This is a genomic window from Paraburkholderia haematera, from assembly GCF_905220975.1.
Taxonomy (GTDB): Bacteria; Pseudomonadota; Gammaproteobacteria; order Burkholderiales; family Burkholderiaceae; genus Paraburkholderia; species Paraburkholderia haematera.
Genome location: NZ_CAJNBK010000005.1, coordinates 60,016 through 80,888, shown reverse-complemented (window position 1 = coordinate 80,888; position 20,873 = coordinate 60,016). Strand labels below are relative to the sequence as shown.

Genomic DNA, 20,873 nt, shown 5'->3' with positions numbered 1-20,873 from the left:
CCCTCCGCGAGAAAAAGTGAAATGCCATCCTCTCACGAACTCGGAGCCTTGTCGTCAAATGTAAAATTGATTTACCAGTTTGCGTCAATGCCGAAATGACAATGAAAGAAATCTCCGATCCGCACGCTTAAATTGCCTTCGTCACCGGCGCCGTTGCGGCCGGATCGGTCACGCTGGCCTGGCCTGTCTCGACATGACCGGCAATCCGCCGCAACCAGCCCGCATTGCCCGCGACAGTCAATTGGAAGTCATACCACTGGCTGCTGCACGACAGGTCCCAATGCGCCTCCACGCTCTTCCCCGCGGGCACGGTCAACGTGAGCGGCGCCTGACCATAGGCAACGTCGGCCGCGGTGACCGTGAGCGGTGTGGTGCCCGCATTGGATAGCGTGACATAGACGTTGCCGTTGGCCACGTCGTAACAGGTCACGACATCCGGCTTGGCGGCGGCATCCGCGGTGGACGAGCCCGCGAAACGCCGGAAATAACCGTTCGGGCCATAGACGTTCACCATGTAGTTGCCGTTCGCGTCGAATGCCCACGTATCGGTCAGCTGCTTGCCGGCCTCGACGGTGTAGCGACGTGGCATCGCAGTCGGGTCGCCCGTGTACACCCAGAAATGCGCGCCTTGCGTGCCGGTGTTCGCAAACGTCAAGGCATATCCTTGCGACTGCAACTGCCCATTCACATGCAACTCATAGGGCAGCGCACGCGCGGGCCGCGTGCCGGCCTCCTGCGACGCCACCAGTTGCTGAGCCGTGCTGGCCGGCGCGGTCTGCGCCGCGGAACGCGCGCATTGCATATCGGCCTGGGCAACGTAGGTTTGCGTACTCGGCAGCGAGGGCACGGTCGAATCGGACTTCGAGAAGTCGAGCGCCGAACTCAGGTCACCGCAAATCGCGCGGCGCCACGGCGAGATATTGGTTTCGACTACGCCGAAGCGCTTTTCGATGAATTGCAGCACCGACGTGTGATCGAATACCTGCGAGCAAACGAAGCCGCCCTTCGACCACGGCGACACCACGGTCATCGGTACGCGCGGGCCGAGGCCATACGGCAGGTTGTCGGCGGTATAGGTGCTCGCTTGCGTCGCGGTCACCACGTTATGCCGTTCAAGCGAGATGTCCACGGTGCTCATGCCCGAACCCGGCAACGTGGGCGCTTGTGGCGGCACCACGTGGTCGAAGAAACCATCGTTCTCGTCATACATGATGAACAGGACCGTCTTGCTCCACACGTCGGGATTCGACGTCAGCGCGTCGAGGATCGTCGAGATGTAATTCGCGCCGTAAAGCGGTGTGAACTTCGGATGCTCCGAATACGCGGCGGGCGGCAGCAGCCACGATACTTGCGGCAATGCATTGGCCTGTACGTCGGCCTTCAACTGCGTCAACGTACGCGTGCTCATCCCGCGGTTTTGCAGCGACGAACCGGCCGGTGCATTCACGAAGTTCTTGAACGAGGCCAGCATGTTCGTGCCGTAGTTGCCGCTGAAATTATCGAAACCGGTGCCCTGCTGGTAGATCTGCCACGAGATGCCGGCCGTTTCCAGCCGCTCGGGATACGTGGTCCAGTTGAAGGGCTGCAGTTTGATGCTGTCGAACTGATTGTCGATGTAATCCGTGTTGTCGAGTAGCGGGCCGCCACCCGTGGCGAGGGGATCGACCATCCCCGTCATCAGATACATGCGGTTCGGGTGTGTGTTGCCCGGAATCGAACAGAAGTAGTTGTCGCACACGGTGAAGGCATCGGCGAGCGCGTAGTGGAACGGAATGTCCTCGCGCACGTGATAGCCCATCGTCATATTGCTCTTCTGCACGGCCCACTTGTCGGCGCGGCCGTTGTCGATCGCACCGTGCGTGGTGACCCACGTGTGCGGCAGGCCGCCGATGCATTGCGCGTTGACGTTCGGATTGGTCGTGTCGTAGCGGAACGGCGCGATCACTTTCGTCGGATCCTCCTGACGCGGCTGGAACCACACCGGCTGGCCGTTCGGTAGCGTCACGGGGAAGCGGTCGTTATAGCCGCGCACGCCGCTCAGGTGACCGAGATAGTGATCGAACGAGCGGTTCTCCTGCATGAAGACAACAATGTGCTGCACGTCCTGGATCGTACCCGTCACCGAGCTCGGCTCGATTGCCAGCGCCTTGCGGATAGATTCAGGAAACAGGGTAGTGGCGGCTGTCGCACCCGCCAGCCCGGCGGACAGCTTCAGAAAATCTCGACGCGTTTTGGTAGCCATGCGATGGACCTGGTTTGAATTCTGAGCTCAGGAGGCGGGCGGAACGAAACCCGGCGGGCAACTCATGTGCGCATTGGCGACGTTGGCGTTGCCGCATGCTGACTTGGCCGATGTAGCAGACGTCGGCGAAGGGGACGACACACCGTCGCTGCATGCACCGAGGAGCGCTGTCGTTGCAATAACGCCGGCGAGCGCAAAAAGCCGGAATGCCGAAGTCGGCATAAGTGTCTCCGTGGAAAAGGATGGCGGACGCGATCGCGTATCGACCACCGTCGCGCTCATGCGCAAGCGGTGCCGAGAAGATAATTACTATTTGTTACACGCGAGTGTCGTGCTGGAAACCACGCGGACTATGTGTCCGTTAGCGCCTGGGGGGCTGCGGGTTATTCGCCGGATTGGTATCGAACCTGGCGACGCTTTCAATGCCATCGTCACTGACCAGTGCCAGCAGTTTGGCTTCGATCACGTCGGCGATTGTCTTGCCGTATATCTCGTCGCCATTCACATAGACAGTGAACGACTGAAGGTACTTCGCCTTCTTCTCCGGGTTCTCGATTGTCTGCTTGGTCCACTGATAAAGCGGATAGTTTTCCGGCCCCTGCTTTTCCGCCTCGCTCACGTAGTCGGCGAATGCATCGAACTGGCACTTCAAGGTCGCGTTGTGGCTGCGTAGCACGTCGCGAAGCGCAGCATGCGAAGCACCCCCCGGGTTGGCGCGTAGATCGTTTGCAAGTTCAGGGGAGACGGTGATCCTTAACTGGAATTGCCATGTGGGTTCCATGTTGACCTCGGTATCGAATCGTCAGCGCGCTAGTGGAGATGAACCCGTGCTATTCGCAGCAGTGTAATGGCTGACTATAGACCGGTTAATTATGAATCAATGCGTCAATGCTTCTCGCATAGTCGTATTACGTTTTGCTTTCATGAATGAAAGAGAGAATAACTGGTCTGTCAATTTTTCTCCGGATTTGCCGATAACACATGAACCGTCCTTTACCTAAGAGTCGAGGCGGTCGGCCACCTCATTTTGACAATAACCGACGAGGCATTAGAAGCCCATGCTTGCTCTCCAAAGGATTCTTCTTTTCATCCCCATTGTCGCGCTCGCCGCGTGTTCGATTGCCGCGCCGCCCTATTCGGCTTCCGTCGACAATATCCAGACGCTCAAGAACGCATCTCCTCTGGCCACGCGTCTCGGCACTTTCACCAACGATAAAGCCGATGGCGACCATTCATCCGTGTCACTGCGCGCGGACCGCATGATTTCGCCCGTTGGCGATTCGTTTGCCCAGTACCTCTCGAGCGCCCTTCAGCAGGAACTGACTATCGCCCGCGCGCTTTCGCCCGACGCCAAAGTCGAACTGAGCGGCGTGCTGCTGAAGAATAACGTCGATGCCAGCATCGGTACCGCCACCGGCACGATCTCAGCTCGCTTCATCGTTAAGCGCGGTGACGAGGTGCGATACGACAGCGTGAAAACCGCGACGACGCAATGGGATTCGTCATTCGCAGCCATGATCGCGGTGCCGAGGGCGACACAGCAGTATCCGCTCATCGTCCAGAAACTGCTCGCGTCGCTCTATGCCGATCCCGCTTTCGTTCAAGCTATCCAGTAATCCTTATTGACTCAAAGACCAGAGATCATCATGAAACTGATACACCTTATCCGCAAGATGGCGGTCGTCGGAGCAATTGCATCGCTCGCAGGTTGCGCGCACGACATCACCATTTCCGGTGACCCGGCAGCGCTCACCGCGACCTCCACTACCGCAGCAACGTCGACGGCCCAAACGCAGCCGATCAACAAAACCGTTGGGCTTGTCATTACAGACGAACTGCGCGCAAAGGAAGTCGTCACGCCTGGCGGTGGTGGCGACAAGGTGGCCTACAAACCGTATCGCGATCTGGAACTTCCGATCTACGTCGAACTCGGCCAGGTATTCAGCAATGTGGTGAAGCTGAATGCCGCGCCTGATCAGGCAACGGTCCAGGCAAAAAGCCTGAGCTATGTGGTCACGCCGACCATCTCAACGACTTCTTCGTCGCCGAGCCTCCTGACCTGGCCGCCCACCGACTTTTCGGTGACGCTGGTCTGCACTGTGACGGATCCGAGCGGCAAGCTCGTGACAAAAAAGGAAGTAACGGGCAGCGGCCACGCGGAGTTTAGCGAATTCAAGCGCAATTTCGGTCTCGCCGCACAGCGCGCGACGATTGACGCCGTGCAGAAGCTGCAGGCAGCCATGCAGGATTCGCCGGAACTGCGTCAGTAAAAGCAGGCCGCCGTGATAGGCGCCCGCCGGATTCGGCGGGCTTCTCACGCCTTATCCGTTGAATGCACAAGCCTCCTTTCGAGTTGCGGAATCTCCTCACTCCGGACCGGCTTGCCCAGAAGAAAACCCTGAGCATGCGTGCATCCGCAGACGCGCACAAAATTCAGTTGTTCCTGCGTCTCGATGCCTTCCGCCGTGGTCGGTATGCCGATCTCCCGTGCCAAAGCCACAATCCCGCGAACCACCGCCGCGGATTCGCGACGATGCACGGACTCCTTCACGAACGAACTGTCGATCTTGAGTTTGTCGAAAGAGAAGCGCACAAGCGTCGACATCGTCGAAAACCCGGTGCCGAAGTCGTCGAGCGCGAGGCCGATTCCCAACGCGCGGAGCTTCTCGACGTTGTGCCGGGTGACTAGATCGTCGCTCAACAACACCGTTTCCGTGACTTCGATATTCAGACGCGCCGGCGGCAACCCCGTCTTGCCAAGAATCGCAGCGACCGTCGAGGCGAACGATTCCTCCCGCAATTGCACCGGCGAAACATTCACGGCGACGCTTACCGCATCACGCCAGGTGGCCGCTGCCGTGCATGATTGCAGCAAGGCCCACTCGCCGAGTGCGAGGATCAGACCCGTACGCTCGGCGGTGGGAATGAATGCGGAGGGAGAAAGCTCGCCGCGAGTCGGATGTGTCCAGCGAAGCAGTGCCTCGCGGCCGGAAATCGTGTCGTCGCTGAGATCGACAATCGGCTGGTACTCCATGCGCAAATCGCTATAAGACTGCATCGCGCCTTCCAGATCGCTGCGCAAGAGGCTCAAACTTTCGTCGGATGCGTGCCTGATGGCATCGAAGACAGCGAAGGCGCTTTTGCCACTACGTTTGACCGCGTATAACGCGCGGTCCGCGCAGATCAGCAATTGCGGCCCCGTCTTTGCGTGCTCCGGATAGAGCGCGACACCCACGCTCGCACCGATATGCACCAATGCCTCGCTCAATACAAAGGGACGGGCCAGTGTTTTGACGATGCGGCCTGCCAGCAAATGGACGTCGCGGGCCAACGCGGTGCCGTCGGTTATGGCGACAAACTCGTCGCCGGCCAGGCGTCCGACCAGGTCACCGCTCGGCAGTACTTCACGCAATCGAATCGCGACCTCCTGAAGGACCTGATCGCCGGCGGCATGGCCCAAGCTGTCGTTGATCGCCTTGAAGCTGTCGAGGTCGATCAGTAGAACCGCGAATCGATGATCCAGCCGTAACGAGCCTGCAGCGGTACGCTCGAGCAGCATTTCGGTAATGCGGGCGCGGTTAGGGAGGCCAGTGAGGCTGTCCTGGTGAGCGAGCCGGTGGCTGCTTTCGCGCGCCAACAGTAATGCAACGGTGTCGCGATTACTGCGCAATGCCACGGTAAAGAAACCCGCCGCGCAAAACGGCGCCTGAAACAGCAGCACGAGTTTGCCTGAGCCGGGAGAAAGCGCCGCCCCCCAACCCAACAGTCCGAGAATGAACGAAATCTGCAGAAGCACCAAACGGGGTGTACCTGCGTTGCGTCCGGCTAATCCGCCGATCACACCCACCGCGCAAACGTTGCCGAGCAGAAAAAGCGTCTGATTTCCGCTGGTATTACACAAAAAGGTGCCGAAGCCGAATAAGGCGGCCCACAGAAGGCTCGCAAAGAGAAAGGCCGAGGTGGGGGTTGGCAGGTTGTGAGCGCTGCGCCGGCAGCACAGCCAGATCAACGTGAGACGCGCAATCAGCAGCGCGACCACCGCGCCGCCCCACCCTGCATACAGGGGCCGTGGAATCAGATAGAAAGCGGTCGCACAGACACTGATTTCGCAGATCGACGCAAATACGATCGATGCGGTTCGAGTGAACAGGTTGGCAAGCAATATTTGCCGGTTGTCAGCGCTCAGGTCCTGAGCGGAAGACACCACCCACCTGAAAAACGGAGACCTTGGTTCGCTGAAGGCCATGACCTACGCATTTTTAATGGTTAGTGGATCGAATAGTGCGCGCCTCGCGATTATTACGTAAACACAAAATGTCAGGTGCAACGTTATAGCGCTGCTTTAGACACGCCAAAGCCTCTACAACAAAAATGTTGCGCCGCGTCGTGGCCGAAGACGCGGCTATTCCTTGCGGATTACCTCACGCTCCGGCGAGAAAGAAGGCCGTTCAGGCGGCTTCTACTGGCACCCGTTTTGCCAGGGCGCACATCAGTTCGTACCCAATCGTCCCGGAAGCGTGAGCGACGTCATCGATCTTGACCTGGTCGCCCCATAGCTCGACCTTTGAACCGATGTGCGCATGCGGGCATGGCGACAGGTCGACGGTCAGCATGTCCATCGAAACGCGGCCCACCACTTGCGTCATGACGCCGTCGACAGCAATCGGCGTACCCGTCGATGCGTGCCGTGGGTATCCGTCCGCATACCCACATGCCACCACGCCAATGCGCATTTCACGGTTCGCGGCGAAGGCGCGGCCATAACCCACTGTTTCCTGCGCCGACAATGACTGCACGCCGATCACTTCGCTCCTGAGCGTCATGGATGCACGCAAGCCCACGTCGTCAATGTGGCGCGACTGACCGGTAGGCGAACCGCCGTAGAGCACCACGCCCGGGCGCACCCAGTCACGATGCGCCTGGGGATGCCACAAAACGGCCGCTGAATTCGCGAGACTTCGCTCGCCCGGTATGTCGTGAGTCACCGCATCGAAGCGATCCATCTGCCAGGCTACATCGCCATCGTCAGCATTCGCGAAATGGCTCATCAACGTGATGTCTCCAATGCCAGGAATCGATCTCGCCTGCTCCCACGCAGCGCGGTACGCGTCGGGCCGGAATCCAAGGCGATTCATTCCTGAGTTCATCTTGAGATGCACGTTGACACGCTCGTGAGACGACGACAGGCGCAACAGATCGAGTTGCTCATGGCAATGCACGGCCATGGAGAGATCGAACTGCCCGGCGATTTGCACGTCGCCTGGTTTGAAAACGCCTTCCAGAAGCAGAATCGGCTTGGTCCAACCCAACTCACGCACGCGGACCGCTTCATCGAGATCGAGCAGCGCGATGCCATCGGCTTTCGCGAGCGCCGGGAAAATGCGATCGATTCCGTGTCCGTATGCGTTGGCTTTGACGACGGCCCAAACCCGTGAATGAGGCGCCCGTTGCTTGACAAGGGAGAGGTTGTGGCTAACGGCGCCGGGATGAATCTGGGCAACGATGGGACGTGGCATAGGCGGTGTTGAGGGGTAGTTTGGAAAGGAAATGGGCGCCCGTTGCCAAGAACTGGCGTTATGGCCAACAGGCAGCTTTTTCCACTATCGTATCTAGCCATAACCAGTTTTTGTTACTGTATTGTTTTGATTTTTGGGTTTATTTGTCGGCCTCCGTCGCGGCTTGAAATCCTCCCCGGCGGTTCCCGGGATGAACTCCGGACGGCGTGCGCGATCGATCCCCTCTTCAGTTCAGCAAGATCCGAAAAAATAAAGTCCGTCACGAGGCGCTTTTACAGTCCGCTGACTCGAATTCAGGAATTCAGGAATTCATCACGGGCGCCGCCTGGTCCCCGCAATCGCAGACGATCAAGCTTCAGAACGCGTTTGAGGTGGGCAAAGCGTGTCAATTTGCCTGGACGGAGCTTTGGCCTGATTCCATCTATCACCGGCCACTACTTGTTGAAGGCTCATGCATTGCGTTATATATAGCCAGATACAACGACACAAAAGTAGATACCTCAAGGTCCATGACTCGCTCAATCAACGCCTTTCAGGCGCTCACGCTCGTATCCGCAGGGATGGGGGCAACATTCTCAGTCCATGCTCAAGACGACGGAATCCAACTCACACCTGTCGTCATCACTGGACTATCACCTTCCCCATACCCGTCATATCAGATCGACCGAACGAAGGTTGGACCACTAGGCGAGAAAGAGCTTCTTGATACGCCGTACTCGATCAGCGTCGTCCCCTCATCGCTCGCGGAGAATCAGCAACTCCAGAGCGTGCGCGAAGCGTTTCGCTTCATCCCGACGGTCCAGGGCGAAAATATCCGCCCACAGACTCGAGGACTGCAAGCGGGGGTTGTCCAGAACACGCGGGTTGATGGTCTGAATATCGCGGCGACAACAGACTATCCGATCGAGCAATTCGAGCAGATTGAGGTGCTAAATGGCCTGGCCGGTGCCCTGTACGGGCCCGCCAGTCCTGCCGGCACGTTCAACTATGTGCTCAAACGGCCTACCGCCGAGCCGTTGCGCGAGTTCACGTTCGGCTATGCCTCACGCCAGTCGTTGACTGAACATCTGGACCTCGGAGGACACTTCGGCAACGACGACCGTTTCGGGTATCGGCTGAATTTGCTCAACCAGAACGGTGAGGGATATGTGGAGGGCAGTCGCCTTCGCAGACAACTGGCAAGCCTCGCTTTCGACGTTCGTTTCTCCCCGGACACGAGGCTCGAGACCAATTTCAGCACGTACCACTATCTGTCGACTGGATTCCCAGGAACGTTTGCTTTAGCGCGCAACGTGCCCTTTCCCAGTGCACCCGATCCTGCACGTCCCGGCTACGGCCAATCGTGGGCTGGTGATGACAATGTCACCAACATGTTCAGTGCCACCTTGAAGCACGACTTCAACAAGGACTGGCACTTAAGCGTTGGCGTGTTGAGAGAGACGAACGACCGTGCGTCGACGGTGCCGACCAACACCATCACCAGCAAGACAGGCGCCTATACAACAACCACCGCGACCACCACGTACAGCCTGGACACGATCGTCAGCAACACGGTCGCGCTGAATGGCCACACTGAGCTTGCGGGTCTGTCACACGACGTCTTCGTGTCAAACACCGGGTTCTTCTGGAATCGATATACGCCATATCGGACAGGAGCGATTACGCTCGGCAACGCAAGCATTAACGATCCACTGTCTTTTGCGAAACCTCCGTTGCCCGATTTCTCAAATCGATATCGGTCCGTCAACACGGTCCAGCAGTCGATTAGCGTCGGGGACACGATTGGATTCGACAAACACTGGTCGACGCTTCTGGCCGCGAGCCAAAGCTGGATACACACTGAGAACTACAACAAGCAGGGTGCGACGACCAGCAAGTACAACGCTAACGGCATCAGCCCGACGGCCAGTCTGATGTTCAAGCCGCTAGACAATATGACGGCGTATCTGACTTACGCCGACAGTCTTCAACAGGGGGACAATGCCCCGGCTGGATCGGCAAATGCGGGAGATAGCCTCGCTCCGTACCGAAGCAAAGAATGGGAACTGGGCTACAAGGTCGATGTGAGCCAGGCTACGCTCGGCGCCGCCCTTTACCGCATCGAGAGACCGTACGCCTATGTCGGCGCGAACAACGTTTTCGCCGAACAGGGTCAACAAGTTAATCGTGGACTTGAATTGACTGCGACAGGCGCGGTCACAAGAGATCTCAACATCTTCACGGGGATCTCGCTACTCGATCCCCGTCTGTTCAACACGGGCTCGGCGTCTACCAGTGATAAACAGATCCTCGGGCTCTCGCGCGTCGTATTCAATGCGCTACTTGACTACTCCGTGCCGGCCGTTGCCGGTCTCGGGTTCAACATCAACATGAACTACGCAAGTCGTCGACCAGGAAATTACACGAACACAAACTATGTCGACGGTTATACCGTCTTTGATCTCGGTGCGCGCTACAGAACGAAAATTGCCGGCAAATCAGTGACGCTGCGTATTGCCGTCGACAACATCACCAACCGCCAGTACTGGGCCAACATCACGCCAAGTGGACAAAATGGCTACAGCGGCTCCGACAATGGTACAGGCACGCTTGGCGCCCCGCGTACCGTCCGTGCTTCGCTACAAATCAACCTCTGAACAAGGACCGATATATGGTACTTCGCACCCTTCTTGTCCTCGCTCTCGGTAGCACCACGAGCATCGCGTGGGCGCAGCAGGCACCCGCCACAGCGGTTGTCACCATCTATGCGGCCGGAAGCACGAGCGGTGCACTCGCCGCCATCACGCAGCAATACACGATGGAGACTGGCCAGAAAGTTGATCTCGTCACAGGGCCAGCAGGTCTTCTATTGAACAAGATCGAGAATTCCGCCAAGGCGGATATTTTCGTTTCCGCGAATATGGCGCATCCGCAGCGCCTGACGGCAGAAGGAAAGGCTGCGCCCACCGTTGTCTTTGCGAGGAATCGGGTTTGTGTTCAGGCCCGCCCGGACGTCCGTCTCACAACGGACAACCTGCTCGACACGCTGCTTGATCCGAACATAAAGATCGGCACTTCGACACCGAAGGCAGACCCGGGCGGTGACTATGCATGGGAGTTGTTCGCGAAGGCTGACTCAGTCCGCCCCGGAGCGAAGCAGATTCTGGAGACGAAAGCGCAGCAACTGGTGGGTGGTCCAGAAGCGCCTCAGGTTCCAGTGGGTCAGAATGCCGTGAAATACTTTATGGCGACGCGGCGTGTCGACGTCTTTATCGGCTATTGCAGTTCTCACGAAACAAAGCCCGATTCGAGCCTTGTGCAGGTCGAGCTCCCGGCCAACCTCAGCATCTCAGTCGACTATGGGATGACGGTCCTGGAACTGCCGCAGACCGCTACCACCCGCAATGCCGCTTACCGGCTTGCCTTGTATCTGATGAGCCCGGAGGCACAGGACGTACTCACACATTACGGGTTCACGCCGGTCGCGCGCCAATAGAATGTCGCTCGGCCCCATGCAGCCGCGCGCCGGCAGGTTCTCGTGACGTCGTTGTCACGTGCTCTGCCGGCAGGCATTCGGCTGTTGCGGCCTTTGGCCCGTGTGTCGTTCATCTAAAACTTCCCGGGTACCTTGCATGCAAATAGTTAAGCATTCCAGATCATTTCACGGCAACGTGACGAGTTGCCCAAATTCACCGTTCTGAAAAGCTCTGATGCGATCTTCAAGTTGCTCAGGGGTATTCATGACAAACGGCCCGTGTTTGGCAATCGGTTCATTCAAGGCTGGGCCGGAAAGAATGACAAAGTGGCTGCCTTCTTCAGAGACGAGCCGAATTGCTACCCCGCCCTCCGTAGCGTCCTCATCCAAGGCGACACCGACGGCTTCTCCGGCCAGCAGATGTCGCACCTCGTCTCCGGCCTCGATCCGCAACGCTCCCGAGACGGCGTAAATCAACCCTTTCCAGCCGCGCAATAGCTCATGGCTGAATGCAGATGAACGTGCAAGGAAGCCGTCCAACAACGTGAATGGTTCAGGTAGTTGCACAGAGTGGGCGGCGCCCACGCCATTACTGCTGCCCGACACCACACGCACACGAACACCGGGAGCCTTGAACTCCGGGATGTCATGCGGCTCCACGTGAACGGCATACGGCGCGTTGAATTTCTTGCTCGCCGGCAGATTCACGAAGATCTGCAGCGCGTGAACATGCTGCTCCTTGCCTTCCGGCTGTTCGGTATGCACCGCCCCGCGGCCGGCGGCAAACCAATGCAATGCGCCCGGATTGATCGGGCCTTGATTGCCCAGCGAATCGTAATTGACATGCGCTCCTATCGCGTCCTCGAACAGGTAGGTCACCGCCGAAATTCCAGCATGCGGATGCGCAGCAAAGGTCGGGCCGGTCATGTGAAAATGATCGAGCATGACAACGGGATCGATCAATCCGTCGAACGATCGCTCATCGAAGCGCTTCGCCCAGAAAGCTTCGTCAATGGTCACGTCGTGACCGGCAACGACATGCGACACGCGCACAAACTTGTCCATGGTGATATTCCGTCTTACCGTAGCGTTTAGCCCCGCAGCTATCCGGGCCTGCTTGCCTGGATAGCTTCGGGGTTGGTCGGACGAGGACGCTGTTCGCCCTCGCCGGATCGGGTTGTTGCCTCACTTGCGCGCAGCGTTCTTGAGCTGCCACACCAGGTTGGCAAACGGCATATCGAGATCGGCATACACCTGCTGAGCCTTCGGATCATCGTTGCCATGCAGCATTTCCACACCCGCCGTGGCGTAGTCCGTAACCGGGATGCCGGCACCGGCCAGGCGCTGCAGCCCCACGGTGCGCTTGACATCGCTAAACGTGCCCGAGGCGTCGATCACCACACGGGGGTCGTAGCCTGCGGCCTTGAGCGACAGCGCCGGGAACGTGGCACACACCTCCAGCGAAACGCCGGCGATCAAAATCTGCTTACGGCCAGTCTTTTCGATGGCGGCCCGCACATTCGGATCGTCCCAGGCATTGATCGAGGTTCGGCTGATCACCGGGACACCTGGAAGCGCGGCAGTCAGTTCAGGGATCGTGGGACCCCACATGCCGTCGGGCATCGTAGCGGTGACAATGACCGGGATGCCGAGCGTCTTCGCGGCTTTGGCGAGCGCCACCACGTTATGCTTGAGCTCACCGGTATCGATGTCGCGCACGCCGGTGAACAGGCCGATCTGATGGTCAACCAGCACCAGCACTGTGTTGTCCCGCGACAGCAAGGAGTACGGAGCACCCGAAGGCGCGAGCGCGTTCGTCGCAGGCGCTGCGCTGGCCGGCTGGACCATCGTGGCGGAGGTGGTGACGACAGCCAGGGCAAAAACCGCGGCTTTCAGGAGAGTCAGGATTTTCATGGTCTTTATTAACGTTGGCATCTGGATACGGCATTGGCGTATGGACGCTCCCGCCGGACTGTCCGGTGCACATCTGCTCCGGTTGAAATGAATCATAGTTACGCAACGACAAACGATAAATATGGTATTTATCGACCTATCGTTGCTCACCGGAAACGATAGGCAAGCCAACCCAAGGACACCTGGACAACGGATGAAACCCGTATCTCTTGACCTGAACGACCTCTATCTTTTTGCTCAGGTGATTGAGCATCACGGTTTTACCGCCGCGGGAGAGGTGCTCGGCGTCAGCAAATCCCATATCTCCCGACGGGTCACCGATCTGGAGGCCAACCTCGGCGTTCGGCTGCTCCAACGAACCTCGCGCCGACTTAGCTTGACCGACGCCGGCCAGGCGCTTTACGCGCATTGCCGGGCCATGATTTCCGAAGCGCAGGCCGGTGAAGAAGCGGTTCGGCGTCGGACTGCCGAGCCCACGGGGCTGGTGCGGGCCAGTATGTCCGTCGCGATTACCGACATCGTGCTCGCCAGATTGCTGCCCCGCTTCATGCTGCGCTACCCCAAGGTCCGACTGGCAATCGAGGCAAGTAACCGACAAGTTGACCTTGTCGAGGAACATGTCGACGTGGTGGTACGCGGTCTGGGTTTTGACGTGGAGTCTTCCAGCCTGGTCCAGGCCCCACTGTGCACTGTGCGTTGGGGGTTGGTGGCCAGCCCCGTGTATCTGGCAGGAACCGGGATGATCGGCGAACCGGACGCGCTACCCCACGGCGATCTTTTGATCTATGCGTCGATCCATGAGCCGGCAACCGTACTGCGCCTGACCAGCGCACATGGCGAGGTTGTCATGCGGCCGATTCAACCCCGGCTGCAGAGCGACAATATGACGGCGCTGAAGGAAGCCGCGTTGGCGGGAATGGGCATCGCGGGCCTGCCTCTCTATGCATGCACGCGTGAGATCGAAAGCGGGACGTTGTGCGTCGTACTACCGGAGTGGCGCCCCAGGGAGGGGCGATTGGCGGTGCTGTTTCCGACGCGCCGCGGAATGATGCCTGCGGTACGCGCTTTGGTCGATTTCCTGAAGGACGAATTGCCGCCCCTCCTGGGTTAGTGCCAACGCGTGGCCTTCACCGTTGAAGATGAAGGCGAGGTCCGCAGGCCGGAACCAGGATACTTTCTCGCACCGTGCGTTTTACAACGCCCGATCGGATACACGTTCATTCAATGACGTGACGATATTAGCTTGAGTCGGCAAGATGGACCGAATACAAATCGACTAACCAGTCGATAAAAATGTCGACTCGCTTCGGCCTGGTTCGATTAGGCATATACACAACGAACACGGGGCGGGGATTTAACGGATAGTCTCTCAGAACCTTGTTCAATCGACCGGCTCGCACATGAGCGTCGAGTATGAAGGTGCTCCCCTGTATCAATCCGAGACCCGCAAGTCCGCATGCCACGTAGGTATCCTGGTCGTTCACCAGGATTGCGCTTTTCAGCGAAACCGAGCGGACCACATCCCCATCGAGAAACTCCCAACTTCTGATACGGCCTGACTTCGTGGCATAACTCACGCCGATGTGATCGCTGAGGTCACCCAGGCTGAAGGGCTCGCCATAGGCGCGGATATAGTCGGGCGACGCGAAGGTTAGCGTTTTGTAATGACCCACTTTTTTAGCGACTAGTCCAGGTTCGCTCACCGTTCCCACGCGCAGGGCGCAGTCCAGCCCTTCCTCGATCAGATCGAGGTGCTGATCAGCAATGCTGATGTCCAGTCGAATATCAGGATTCTCGGCAAAGAATTTCGGCAACTCCGGGATAACGGTCGATTTCGCAACTAGCGAGGGCATGCTGACGCGGACTGTTCCGCTTTGGCTTCCCTTCGAAGCCTGAGCGTCGGTGTCCATTTCGTCTATATCCCGAAGGAGCGCGACGCAACGTTCGTAGTAGCGAAGGCCCGCATCGGTCGGCTTGCTTCGACGGGTTGTCCGGTTCAGCAGTTTCACGCCCAGATCCGATTCGAGAGCCTGCACCATACGGGTCACATAGACTGCCGACGTATGCAGAACTTCGGCGGCTCTCGTGAAGCTGGTCGTTTCGACCACCTTCACATACACCTTCATTGCGGAAATCTTGTCCATTGTTTGTTGTCTCGTCTTTCTTTACATGTCGAGGTCCGTTAATTGTGCCGGGGAAGGTCTGCCCAGCACGCATGGACGGACGTCCAGGAATCGATTGACTATCCGGAGCCAGATTCCACCCAGTCTCCACCCGTCGGGACTTTATCGCAAACCAACTCGCGTTTCTTGCCGCCCCTCCACAACGCGGGAACCAGAATGCGTCGATATGGAGCTACGTCAAGCGCGCCGATCATGAACGGATTTTCATGATCGGTTCAGGTTGCGTTCAGTGCCACGCCGTATCGTTCAGTCGAATCCCCGCGTTCGCCCGACCTACAAGACCATGCAAGGGGAAGCAGTTGGGCCAGCGCGCCGATCGACGGTGAGAAAAACCGATCGCCAGCGGCAGGCGCAGCAGGCACGCACGACCGGCGCCCCCGGTTTCAGAATGTATTGCGGCGTCTCTCACAGTGCGTCTCCTCTTATTGACGGCATGTTGGAATGCCGAGTCTTGTGGTGATTCCTGCAGTAACAAAAACCATTGAGCGCGCCCGCCGATGGATCGCAACGAGCGCGAATCCGATCGGTCTGACGGCCCTGCTCAATGTTCGCGCGCACGGCCCTCTCATGCTGACAATACGGCGTCGTACCAAAAGCAACCTGAACCGTTCATGAATATTCATTTATGGTTCGATACGCCGGTCTGCGCATCGATGCCCGATTTGCCCCCCTGCAATCAAGGTTGGCCGGCAGATAGATTTCTACTACATATTTGAATGTCGAAGCGAACGCGCCGGAGTCCGTGATCGGTCCGGGGGCGTTCTGGGGGAATGTTCTGGAGGGGTGTTCGAAGCCTGCCCATCTCGGCTAACGCTGGAAGCGCGCGACGGGATACGCGGGCAGGTGTCCTGACGGTCAGCGCCCGTCAGGCTGACTCGCAGGGTACAACGCGGAACAAATCAAGCGCCCCCATGCAACACGGACAACTGAATCTCCGTTGCGGGTAGCACCGGCGCGAAGCGATGCCGTGTCGTCTTGTAGGGGAGCAGCCCTCGGTCCTGCAAGATCCGCCTGCGGATGCTATCGACACAGAACGGCTCGCCAGTCTGCCAGTGCGTGACTGACACCCTCGGATCCCGATAGTCGAGCAACACGCAGGGCACGTAGCGCAATCCGAGCAGCGCGGCCGCACGCGCCCGGTGGTTACCGTCCATGATGATGCCGGTCCCCTTCTCGATGGGGATCGGCGTGGTCCATGAACCGGCCTCGCGAATGGCTGCGGCCAGACGGTGCACGTCGTGTTCGTCGACCGCCTCGGAGGGCCGGAAAAAAGCGAGCGGCTTGAGCGCGACGCAATACGGCAGCTTATCGAGCATGGGCTATCCCCCTCGACATCGCCTGCACCGCTTGCACGAGCGCGTCGATGTCTTCGTCCGAGTTGTAGGCGTGAACCGAGGCGCGTACCACGTCGCGCAGACCGCGCATCTGCATATCCAGCATCGTCGACTGGAACGTCGAACGGGAGACGTTGATGCGTCGGGCTTGCGACGCCAGCCATTGCTGGACATCCGCAGAATCGCAACGGTCGAGCGTGAACGTCACGATGCCCGATTTGACCGCGCCCCTATCCTGGAGCGTCACGCCGTCGATCTGCGCCAACCGCTCGCGCAGATCACCGGCGAGCGCCTGAATGCGCGTCCAGATGGGCACGATGCCGAGCTCGAGCGCGTAGTCGATCGCCGCGCCCATGCCGAGCTTGGCCGCAACGTTGCATTCCCAGTTTTCGAAACGCCGGGCGTCGCCGCGTATCTCGAACCGATCCGGCGTTTGCAGCGTCGCCGCGTGCAGATCGAGAAAGGTGGGCTCCAGTTGCGCACAGAGCGCCCGTTCGATATACAGAAAGCCCATGCCGCGAGGTCCCCGCAAATATTTCCGGCTCGTCGCAGCCAGCATGTGACAGCCGATCTTCTTCACGTCCAGCGGCACATGCCCAGCCCCCTGGCACGCGTCGAGGAGAAACCCTACGCCCGCCTCGCGCGCCGCCGCGCCGATCGCCTCGACAGGTTGCACGGGGCCGCCGTTGGTGGCGATGATCGGGAGCGAGACCAGCTTCACGCGCGGGTCGGTCAACCTTCGCTGCAAGGCCTCGACGGACACCTGGCCTTGCCCGTCGTTCGGAATGACCTCGATCCGGATGCCGCGCTGTTTTTGCAACTGCAGGTACGGGATGTAGTTGCCCGCATATTCCGTTGCGGACGTCAGCACGAGATCGCCCGCCGAAAGCGGCAACGAGTAGAACGCCATGTCCCAGGCGCGCGTCGCGTTTTCGATCACCGCGATCTCGTCGGGTTGCGCGTTGAGCAGCCGTGCGACGGAAACATAGACGCTTTCAAGCCGCCCGGCGGCAGCGCCGGCCGCCTCGTATCCGCCGAGACGCGCTTCCTCGCGCACATGCTCCACGACCGTATCGATGACGATCCGCGGCATGAGGCTCGCGCCAGCGTTGTTGAAATGTACGACGTCGTGCGTGCCGGGAGTATCGGCGCGGAGTCGGGCAAGATCGAGCATAGCCTCCCCAATCAGATGAAATCCTGTACGGCGCCGTCGACGATCACGTGACACGCCCCCTTCGAACACCGCTCGATGCGCGCGTCTATCCGGTACACGTCGCGCAGCATCGCGACCGTGATGACGTCTTCGCAAGGTCCGCTGGCGTGCGCGGTACCGTCGGCGATCACCAGGACCTGGTCGGCAAAGCGCAGCGCCTGATTGAGATCGTGCAATGCGATGAAAACGATCACCCCACGCTGCTTCGCAAGCGCGCGCATGAAGCCGAGCACCTGCGCTTGCCGGCGCATGTCGAGCGCACTGGTCGGCTCGTCCATGAGCATGATTTCCGGATCTCGCGCGAGCGTCTGCGCGATCGAGACCAGTTGCCGCTGACCACCGCTCAACTCATCGAGGTAGCGAAACGCCAGCTCGCCGATACCTAGAGACGCCATGATGCCATCGATCAGCGCGAGATCGGCGTCGTGCACGGCCCAGCTCGGCTGATGCTGCTTGCACGCCAGCAGGATGGATTCGTAGACCGTCAGTCTCGCACTGGCGGCGCTATCCTGCGGCATATAGCAGACGCCCTCCAACCCTTTGCGCGAGTCTTCCAGACGCACCTCGCCAGGCCCATCGACCAACCCCGCCATGCGTTTGAACAGCGTCGACTTGCCGGCCGCATTGGGACCGATGACCGCGACCACCTCGCCGCCGAAGAACGCCGGTGTGCTGATCTCCAAGAGAATCCGGCGACTGCCGTAAGCCGCGCCGACACCGTCCAGCCGTAGCTTCACCATGCGGTCCTCTTGCTGCGCAGAATCAGGGAAATGAAGAACGGCACGCCGACGAGGGAGGTCACCACGCCAATCGGAAAGATGGCGCCCGGAATCAGCGTCTTGCTCACCACGGAACTGACCGATAGCATCAGCGCTCCCGTCAGCAATGAAGCCGGCAGGAAAAAGCGCTGATCCTCGCCGACCAGCATGCGCGCGATATGCGGCCCCACCAGCCCGACGAACCCGATGACGCCCACGAACGCGACCGGGAACGCCGCAAGCAGGCTAACCATCACCAGCGTCTGGAAGCGCAACCGCCGCACGTTGATGCCGAAACTGGCGGCTTTGTCGTCGCCCAGACGCAGTGCCGTTAACGCCCAGGCACGTCGCGCGAAAACCGGCAGCATGATCAGGATAACGACGCAGATCACGCCGACTTTGGGCCACGTCGCTTTGGTCAGACTGCCCATGGTCCAGAACACGACGGCGGCGACTGCCTGCTCGGTTGCGAAATACTGGACCAGCGCGAGCAGCGCGTTGAACGTAAAAACGAGCGCGATGCCGAGCAACACGATTGTTTCGGCCGTCACGCCACGCCGCATGCTGAGTGCGTGAATCAGGAGCGCGGACAGGACGGCCATCAGGAAAGCGTTCAGCGGCACCATATAGTCGACGGCGACCGGGAACAGCTTGAGACCGAAGGCGAGCCCCAACGCCGCGCCGAAGCTTGCCGCGGCGGAAATGCCCAGCGTAAACGGGCTCGCGAGCGGATTGTTGAGGATCGTCTGCATCTGTGCGCCGGCTAGCGACAGTGCCGCCCCCACGACCACGGCCATCAGAGCCACCGGCATGCGGATGTCCCACAGCACCACGCGCAATTGCAACGAAACGGTATCGGGCCAGAGCACCGCGCGCGCGACGTCGGCGAGACTGTAGTTCGCCGGGCCGAGTGCGAGATCGAGCAGCACGCTCAACAGCAGCAGCACCGCAAAAACGCCGAGCAGCACGCGCTTGCGCCGCACGAGCCCGCGATAGGCATTACGTTGGGTCGATTCGACCAGAGGCAGGGCACTCATTGACGGTTCTCCGCGCCTGGCAGGCTCACGAAATAGCCGGGTGCGTAGTCGACCGGCAGGAAGCGTTCATGCAACTCGCGGAACGTGGCGTCCGGATCGAGATCGGCAAAGAGCGCTGGATGAAACCACTTCGCCAGCTGCTGGATGGCGACGAAGTCGTAAGGACTGTTGTAGAACTGATGCCAGATTGCATGAAACGCGTGGTTCCGGTTCGCCGTGATGCCGGCATAGGCCGGCCGCGTGGTGTAAGCCTCGAGTTTGCGTGCGGCTTCCGTGAGGTCCGCGCCCGGCCCCACGCCGACCCAGCGTCCATGCGGCACAAACGCCTCCCAGTTGGCGCTGGTGACGACCACCTGGTCCGGGTCGGCGGCCACCACCTGTTCGGGATTGAGCTGGCCGAAGGTTCCGCGAATGATGCCCTTGGCGATGTTGTTGCCGCCCGCCATCTCGACGAACTTGCCGAAGTTCTCATTGCCGAAGCTCAGGCAACAGTCCTCGGTGTATCCGCCGATACGTTCGATGAACACCTTCGGACGCGCTGGCCGTTGCGCGGCGATGACGTCGGTGACGCGCCGGATCTGCGCGGCGCGAAACGCGATGAACGCCTCCGCCCGCTCTTCCTTGCCGAACAGCTTGCCGACGAGACGCATGGTCGGCTCGGTGTTTTCTACGGGAAAGTGACGGAAATCGACGTACACAACCGGTATGCCCAATGCGGCGAGCTTCTCGGTGTAGCGCGCGTCCTCCGTGGCCCGCTGCGCTTCGATGTTCATCAGAATCACATCGGGCTTGAGCGCAATGGCCTGTTCGATGTCGAACGTGCCGTCCTCGAAGCCGCCGAACGTCGGAATGTCAGCGATCGCGGGAAACTTGCGCAGGTACGCGGACCAGGTGTCCGGGTCCGATTGAATCAGGTCCTTGCGCCAGCCGACAATCCGCTGCAGCGGGTTGTCGGTGTCGAGCGCCGCAACCAGATAGAGCTGACGCCCTTCTCCCAGGATCACGCGGCGCACCGGCACGCGTACCTGAACCTTGCGTCCGAGCAGATCGGTCACTGTGGTCAGGGCGGGCTTGCTGTCATCGGCTGCGGCGGAAGCGCCCCCGGCCCGCTTCAGGACGAGGAGCGCCACCGCGAGTACGGCGATTCCTGCGAGAGCAATGAGCACATTGCCCCAGCGACGTTGGATGGTCATGATGAAAAATGCAGGTGAATAATCATTCG

At 59.6% G+C, this 20,873-nt stretch carries 17 protein-coding genes; 5 read left to right on the top strand and 12 right to left on the bottom strand.

The features are described 5' to 3' along the window. Positions 1-127: 127 nt before the first annotated feature. Both KHO23_RS11860 and KHO23_RS11855 read right to left on the bottom strand, forming a co-directional pair. Complete coding sequence (locus KHO23_RS11860; RefSeq protein WP_211611276.1) at positions 128-2,242, bottom strand: phosphocholine-specific phospholipase C; 2,115 nt, start codon at positions 2,240-2,242, stop codon at positions 128-130. 361 nt (positions 2,243-2,603) lie between these two features. Beyond that, positions 2,604-3,023: a hypothetical protein gene (locus KHO23_RS11855; protein WP_211611274.1), complete on the bottom strand. Its 420-nt coding sequence runs from the start codon at positions 3,021-3,023 to the stop codon at positions 2,604-2,606. Positions 3,024-3,300: 277 nt separating this feature from the next. On the opposite strand from KHO23_RS11855, the gene KHO23_RS11850 reads away from it, so the two are divergent. Both KHO23_RS11850 and KHO23_RS11845 read left to right on the top strand, forming a co-directional pair. Continuing rightward, positions 3,301-3,858: a hypothetical protein gene (locus tag KHO23_RS11850; RefSeq protein WP_211611272.1), complete on the top strand. Its 558-nt coding sequence runs from the start codon at positions 3,301-3,303 to the stop codon at positions 3,856-3,858. Between the two features lie 30 nt (positions 3,859-3,888). Continuing rightward, positions 3,889-4,512, top strand: coding sequence for a hypothetical protein (locus KHO23_RS11845; protein ID WP_211611271.1), 624 nt, complete (start codon positions 3,889-3,891; stop codon positions 4,510-4,512). A gap of 44 nt (positions 4,513-4,556) precedes the next feature. On the opposite strand, the gene KHO23_RS11840 is transcribed toward KHO23_RS11845, so the two are convergent. Further along, the gene (locus KHO23_RS11840) at positions 4,557-6,488 is read right to left on the bottom strand and encodes a putative bifunctional diguanylate cyclase/phosphodiesterase (protein ID WP_211611269.1); all 1,932 of its coding nucleotides are present in this window, start codon (positions 6,486-6,488) and stop codon (positions 4,557-4,559) included. Between the two features lie 202 nt (positions 6,489-6,690). Beyond that, on the bottom strand, positions 6,691-7,758 hold the full coding sequence (alr, locus tag KHO23_RS11835; protein ID WP_211611264.1) for an alanine racemase: 1,068 nt from the start codon (positions 7,756-7,758) through the stop codon (positions 6,691-6,693). A gap of 509 nt (positions 7,759-8,267) precedes the next feature. On the opposite strand from alr, the gene KHO23_RS11830 reads away from it, so the two are divergent. Together KHO23_RS11830 and modA are read left to right on the top strand one after the other, a co-directional pair. After that, the gene (locus KHO23_RS11830; RefSeq protein ID WP_211611259.1) at positions 8,268-10,394 is read left to right on the top strand and encodes a TonB-dependent receptor; all 2,127 of its coding nucleotides are present in this window, start codon (positions 8,268-8,270) and stop codon (positions 10,392-10,394) included. A 14-nt stretch (positions 10,395-10,408) separates the two neighbouring features. Continuing rightward, positions 10,409-11,233, top strand: a complete 825-nt coding sequence (gene modA / locus KHO23_RS11825) for a molybdate ABC transporter substrate-binding protein (protein ID WP_211611258.1) — start codon at positions 10,409-10,411, stop codon at positions 11,231-11,233. A 165-nt stretch (positions 11,234-11,398) separates the two neighbouring features. Here modA and KHO23_RS11820 read toward each other — a convergent pair whose 3' ends face one another. Beyond that, positions 11,399-12,277, bottom strand: a complete 879-nt coding sequence (locus KHO23_RS11820; protein ID WP_211611252.1) for a pirin family protein — start codon at positions 12,275-12,277, stop codon at positions 11,399-11,401. Positions 12,278-12,397: 120 nt separating this feature from the next. Beyond that, positions 12,398-13,126, bottom strand: a complete 729-nt coding sequence (locus KHO23_RS11815) for an isochorismatase family protein (RefSeq protein WP_211611251.1) — start codon at positions 13,124-13,126, stop codon at positions 12,398-12,400. 193 nt (positions 13,127-13,319) lie between these two features. On the opposite strand from KHO23_RS11815, the gene KHO23_RS11810 reads away from it, so the two are divergent. Then, positions 13,320-14,237, top strand: coding sequence for a LysR substrate-binding domain-containing protein (locus KHO23_RS11810; RefSeq protein WP_211611250.1), 918 nt, complete (start codon positions 13,320-13,322; stop codon positions 14,235-14,237). 127 nt (positions 14,238-14,364) lie between these two features. On the opposite strand, the gene KHO23_RS11805 is transcribed toward KHO23_RS11810, so the two are convergent. The 6 genes from KHO23_RS11805 to KHO23_RS11780 all read right to left on the bottom strand — a co-directional run bounded on the left by KHO23_RS11805 (position 14,365) and on the right by KHO23_RS11780 (position 20,844). After that, positions 14,365-15,270 (bottom strand): LysR family transcriptional regulator, encoded by a 906-nt coding sequence (locus KHO23_RS11805; protein WP_211611249.1) that lies wholly within the window; start codon positions 15,268-15,270, stop codon positions 14,365-14,367. Positions 15,271-16,208: 938 nt separating this feature from the next. Continuing rightward, positions 16,209-16,625 carry a ParB N-terminal domain-containing protein gene (locus KHO23_RS11800; RefSeq protein ID WP_211611248.1) on the bottom strand — a complete coding sequence of 139 codons (417 nt, stop codon included), beginning with the start codon at positions 16,623-16,625 and terminating at the stop codon, positions 16,209-16,211. Next, positions 16,615-17,817 carry an aminotransferase class V-fold PLP-dependent enzyme gene (locus KHO23_RS11795; RefSeq protein WP_211611247.1) on the bottom strand — a complete coding sequence of 401 codons (1,203 nt, stop codon included), beginning with the start codon at positions 17,815-17,817 and terminating at the stop codon, positions 16,615-16,617. Before KHO23_RS11795 ends, KHO23_RS11800 begins: the two co-directional genes overlap by 11 nt. Positions 17,818-17,828: 11 nt before the next feature. After that, the gene (locus tag KHO23_RS11790; RefSeq protein ID WP_211611246.1) at positions 17,829-18,596 is read right to left on the bottom strand and encodes an ABC transporter ATP-binding protein; all 768 of its coding nucleotides are present in this window, start codon (positions 18,594-18,596) and stop codon (positions 17,829-17,831) included. Continuing rightward, positions 18,590-19,651: a FecCD family ABC transporter permease gene (locus tag KHO23_RS11785; RefSeq protein WP_211611245.1), complete on the bottom strand. Its 1,062-nt coding sequence runs from the start codon at positions 19,649-19,651 to the stop codon at positions 18,590-18,592. The genes KHO23_RS11790 and KHO23_RS11785 overlap by 7 nt, the downstream gene beginning before the upstream one ends. After that, entirely contained in the window at positions 19,648-20,844 is a 1,197-nt protein-coding gene (locus tag KHO23_RS11780) for an ABC transporter substrate-binding protein (protein ID WP_211611244.1), read from the bottom strand. Before KHO23_RS11780 ends, KHO23_RS11785 begins: the two co-directional genes overlap by 4 nt. Between the last annotated feature and the right edge of the window lie 29 nt (positions 20,845-20,873).